The organism is Azospirillum sp. (genome assembly GCF_035627195.1).
In the GTDB taxonomy this organism is placed as follows: Bacteria; Pseudomonadota; Alphaproteobacteria; order Azospirillales; family Azospirillaceae; genus Azospirillum.
This window is the reverse complement of sequence record NZ_DASPMG010000435.1, coordinates 1-4,629: the sequence shown is the minus strand read 5'-3', so window position 1 is coordinate 4,629 and position 4,629 is coordinate 1. Positions and strand designations below refer to the sequence as shown.

The 4,629-nt window shown below is 71.0% G+C and carries 5 protein-coding genes; 3 read left to right on the top strand and 2 right to left on the bottom strand.

Annotation, left to right across the window (positions count from 1 at the left end; translation table 11 throughout):
* A partial coding sequence (locus VED21_RS36990; RefSeq protein ID WP_324891201.1) for a CoA transferase occupies nucleotides 1–426 on the top strand: 426 nt, incomplete at its 5' end.
* A 93-nt stretch (nucleotides 427–519) separates the two neighbouring features.
* On the opposite strand, the gene VED21_RS36985 is transcribed toward VED21_RS36990, so the two are convergent.
* Nucleotides 520–1,500 (bottom strand): NADPH:quinone oxidoreductase family protein, encoded by a 981-nt coding sequence (locus VED21_RS36985; RefSeq protein WP_324891199.1) that lies wholly within the window; start codon nucleotides 1,498–1,500, stop codon nucleotides 520–522.
* Nucleotides 1,501–1,537: 37 nt separating this feature from the next.
* Entirely contained in the window at nucleotides 1,538–2,557 is a 1,020-nt protein-coding gene (locus VED21_RS36980; RefSeq protein ID WP_324891197.1) for a cyclase family protein, read from the bottom strand.
* A 155-nt stretch (nucleotides 2,558–2,712) separates the two neighbouring features.
* Here VED21_RS36980 and VED21_RS36975 point away from each other — a divergent pair, with 155 nt between their 5' ends.
* Together VED21_RS36975 and VED21_RS36970 are read left to right on the top strand one after the other, a co-directional pair.
* A complete protein-coding gene (locus tag VED21_RS36975; protein ID WP_324891195.1) occupies nucleotides 2,713–3,930 on the top strand; it encodes a 3-oxoadipyl-CoA thiolase in 1,218 nt (405 codons plus the stop codon).
* Nucleotides 3,931–3,972: 42 nt separating this feature from the next.
* Nucleotides 3,973–4,629 (top strand): electron transfer flavoprotein subunit beta/FixA family protein (locus VED21_RS36970; RefSeq protein WP_324891193.1); only part of this gene is annotated, 657 nt, incomplete at its 3' end.

Below are 4,629 nucleotides of genomic sequence, written 5' to 3'. Positions count from 1 at the left end.
GGCCAGTTCGCCAAGCTGTGCGCGCTCTTGGGCGTGCCCGAGGTGGCGAAGGACCCGCGCTTCGCCACCAACGCCGACCGCCTCGCCAACCGCCCGGCCTTGAGCGCCGTCCTGGCGGAGCGCCTGAAGGACGCCGACGCCGACGCGCTGGAATCGCAACTGCTGGCCGCCGGTGTCCCGGCCGGCGCCGTGCGCACGGTGAAGGACGCGCTGGAGCACCCGCACACCGCGCACCGCGACATGGTGGTCGGCATCGACGGCTACCGCGGCACCGGCATCCCGGTGAAGATGAGCCGCACGCCGGGCACGGTGCACACCGCCCCGCCGGCCTTCGGCGCCGATTCCCGCGCCGTCCTGCGCGCCGCCGGCTACGACGACGCGGCCATCGACGCGCTGGTTGAGCAGGGCGTGGTGCTGGCGGAGTAGGGACGTGGTTGACGTTGGGTTTTCGCTGCGCTCAACCCAACCTACGGATGCGTTGTAGGTTGGGTTGAGGCGCCAGCCGAAAACCCAACGTCGTCAGCCGTCCACCGTCAGCACGATCTTCCCCGTCACCGCGCGGTCGCGCAAGGCGGTCAGCGCCTCGGCCGCCTTGTCCAACGGCAGCATGCGGTCGATGCGCGGGTGCAGGCGGCCGGCTGCGTGCCAGGCGAACAGCTCCTCGAAATTCCGGCGCTCGGCCTCCGGCTCGGCCTTGCGGAAGGCGCCCCAGTAGACGCCCACCACCTCGCTGCCCTTCAGCAGCATCAGGTTGGCCGGTGCCTGCGGGATGCGGCCGCTGGCGAAGCCGACCACCAGCAGACGCCCGTTCCACGCCATCAGGCGCAGCGCCTGATCGAACAGGTCGCCGCCCACCGGATCGTACACCACGTCCACGCCGCGCCCGCCGGTCAGCTCCTTCACGCGGTCCTTCAGCGATTCGCGGCTGTAGTCGATGACCTCCTCCGCCCCCGCCGCGCGGGCGGCGTCGAGCTTGGCGGCGCTGCTGGCGGCGGCGATGACGCGGGCACCCATCTGCCGGCCGATCTCCACGGCCGTCAGGCCGACGCCGCCGCCGGCCCCCAGCACCAGCAGCGTCTCCCCCGCCTTCAGCCGCCCGCGCTGCTTCAGCGCGTGCATGGAGGTGCCGTAGGTCATGGCGAAGCCGGCGGCGGTGGGGAAGTCCATGGTGTCCGGCATCAGCTTGGCGCGGTCGGCCTCCACCACCACCTGCTCGGCGAAGGCGCCCCAGCCGGTCAGCGCCATCACGCGGTCGCCCACCTTGAACTCCGTGACGCCGTCGCCCACCGCGTCGATCACGCCGGCCACTTCCGCACCCGGCGCGAACGGCGGCTCGGGGCGCAGCTGGTACTTGCCCTCGATGATCAGCGTGTCGGGGAAGTTGACGCCGGCCGCGTGGACGCGGATGCGCACCATGCCGGGGCCGCAGTCGGGCACCGGAACGTCCTCGACCGACAGCGTCTCGGGCGGGCCGAACGCCTTGCACAGAACGGCTTTCATGCTCGTGGTTTCTCCCTGGTCTTCAACGTTTTGCAGGTCATACGGTCGCCACCGGCGTGACCGGCGACCCGAAGGAGCCGGGCAGGCGCAGCGGCGGGGCGGTCAGCAGGAACCGGCTGCGCCTGTGGCGCTTCAGCCAGTCGTTCAGTTCGCTCAGGTGCCACAACTCGCCCAGGTGGATGCCCAGGCGGAACAGGCAGGCCTGGTGCAGCGGCAGCGCCTCGTGCGGGCCGTCGTGCGCGCAGGGGTTGGGATAGCCTTCGACCGCGTAGTTGTCGGCGATCAGCGCGGCGACGCCGCTGTCCCCGATCCAGGCGATCAGCCGCTCGTCGCGGCCGTCCAGCACGGCACCGCTGTTGTGCAGCGCGTGCGCGTCGGGCTGCCCGCCCATCTCCAGGATCATGCGGGCGAAGCCGGTGTGCAGGCACAGCAGGTCGCCGGGCTCCACCACGACGCCGTCCGCCTCCATCACCCGCATCAGGGCGTCATAGCCGACCAGCGTGCGGCCGTCGCCGAAGGCGCCGTGCAGGTCCACCATGACGCCGCGCCCCTGCACGCCGGTGGCCGCCATGTTCTCGATGCCCAGCGCGCGGGCCGCCGGTCCGCCCGGCTGCTCGGCGCCCAGGATGTCGGTGCCCGCACGGTAGCCGTTGTAATAGACGATCTCCGCCGCGCCATCGCCATCGGCGTCGAAGCGTCGGCCGATGTGCGCCAGCGCGTCCCACTGCGTGGAGTACTGCAGGTACAGCACCACGTGGTCGTCGCAGACCGAATCGACGAAGTCCGGGTTCACCTGGCTCAACTCGAAGTTCACGCAGTGCTTGCCGGGGCTGCGCTCCTCCGAATGGCGGCGCGGCGGGTGGCGGTGCGGGTGCAGCGCGTTGCCGCCCGGCAGGTCCAGCGGCAGGCTGAGGCAGAAGACCTCGCCCGTGCGCACCTCCGCCATCGCCTTCAGGCGGCGTTCCGGCGTGATCAGGTTCAGCCGGCCGATCTGGTCGTCCGGGCCGAAATCGCCCCAGTTGGAGCCGGGCGGGCGATGCTTCCACCGCTCGGTCATGGTGTCCCTCCCTTTGCTTATTCGCCTCTTCGCGGGCCGTGTCGCGGTCGCCGACGGCGCCGCGAATTTTCGTTTGAATTGTCTTTTCGCACGGATTAAGGTGCGCGTCAACAAAGCGGAATTAAGTTCCACGATACGGAATTTGGGGTGGAGACATGCTGGACGCCTACATCTACGCCGGGATTCGCACGCCGTTCGGCCGCCACGCCGGGGCGCTGTCCCGCGTGCGGCCGGACGATCTGCTGGCCCAGGCCATCCGCGCCCTGATTGATGGTGCTGGGCTGGGCGGCACGGGGCTGGATCCCGCGCGGATCGAGGATGTGGTGTGCGGCTGCGCCAACCAGGCCGGCGAGGACGCGCGCAACATCGCGCGCCACGCGGCCCTGCGCGCCGGGTTGCCGGTGGAGGTGGCGGGCGTGACCGTCAACCGCCTGTGCGGCAGCGGTCTGGCCGCCGTGCTGGACGCGGCGCGCGCCGCCCACTGCGGCCAGGGCAGCCTGTTCATCGCCGCCGGGGCGGAGAGCATGAGCCGCGCCCCCTTCGTGATGGCGAAGGCGGAGGCGGCCTTCAGCCGCGAGACGAAGATCTTCGACTCCAGCCTGGGCGCCCGCTTCCCCAACCCGTGGATCGAGCAGACCTACGGCGCCGACACCATGCCGCAGACGGCCGACAACATCGCCCGGGACCTGGAGATCGGCCGCGAGGCGAGCGACGCCTTCGCAGCCGCCTCCCAGGCCAAGTACGCCGCCGCCAGGGCCGACGGCTTCTTCACCGGCGAACTTTGCGTGGTCGAGGTGCCGGCCAAGGGCAAGACGGTTTCGGTGACGGAGGACGAGCATCCCCGCGCCGACACCACGGCCGCGTCGCTGGCCGGCCTGCGCCCGGTCAACGCGGGCGGCGTGGTGACCGCCGGCAACGCGTCCGGCATCAACGACGGCGCCGCCGCCCTGCTGCTCGGCACGCGCGCGGCGGGCGAGGCCGCCGGTCTGACGCCGCGCGGGCGGATCGTGGCGGGCGCCGTGGCCGGCGTCGAGCCGCGCGTCATGGGCCTGGGTCCCGTCCCGGCCAGCCGCAAGGCGCTGGAGCGCGCCGGCCTGACGCTGAACGACATGGACGTTATCGAGATCAACGAGGCCTTCGCCACCCAGGTCCTGGGCTGCGCCAAGCTGATGGAGATCGCGGGCGACGATCCGCGCCTCAATCCCAACGGCGGCGCCATCGCCGTGGGCCACCCGCTGGGCGCCTCGGGCGCCCGGCTGGCGCTGACCGCGCTGCGCCAGCTGGAGCGCACGGGCGGGCGCTACGCGCTGGTCAGCATGTGCATCGGCGTCGGCCAGGGCATCGCCGCCGTCATCGAACGCGTGGCCGACTGAACCGTCATTCCGATCGTCTTCATAAGAACAAGAGTTTCCGCAATGAAGATCCTGGTCCCCGTGAAGCGGGTGGTCGACTACAACGTGAAGGTCCGCGTGAAGGCGGACGGGTCCGGTGTGGAGACCGCCAACGTCAAGTTCTCCATGAACCCCTTCGACGAGATCGCCGTCGAGGAAGCCGTCCGCCTGAAGGAAGCCGGCAAGGCCACGGAAGTGGTGGCGGTGAGCATCGGCCCGGCCACCGCCCAGGAAACCCTGCGCACGGCGCTCGCCATGGGTGCGGATCGCGCCATCCTGGTGCAGACGGATGCCGAGACCCAGCCGCTCGCCGTCGCCAAGCTGCTCAAGGCCCTGGTCGACAAGGAAGCCCCGCAGCTGGTCGTGCTCGGCAAGCAGGCCATCGACGACGACTGCAACCAGACCGGCCAGATGCTCGCCGCCCTCCTGGGCTGGCCGCAGGGCACCTTCGCCTCCAAGGTCGCCCCCGGCGAGGGCACCCTCACGGTCACCCGCGAGATCGACGGCGGCCTGGAAACCATCGAACTCAAGCTCCCGGCGGTGGTCACCACCGACCTGCGCCTCAACGAGCCGCGCTACGCCAGCCTTCCCAACATCATGAAGGCCAAGAAGAAGCCGCTCGACACCGTCACCCCGGATGCCCTGGGTGTGGACGTGGCGCCGCGGCTGAAGACGCTGAAG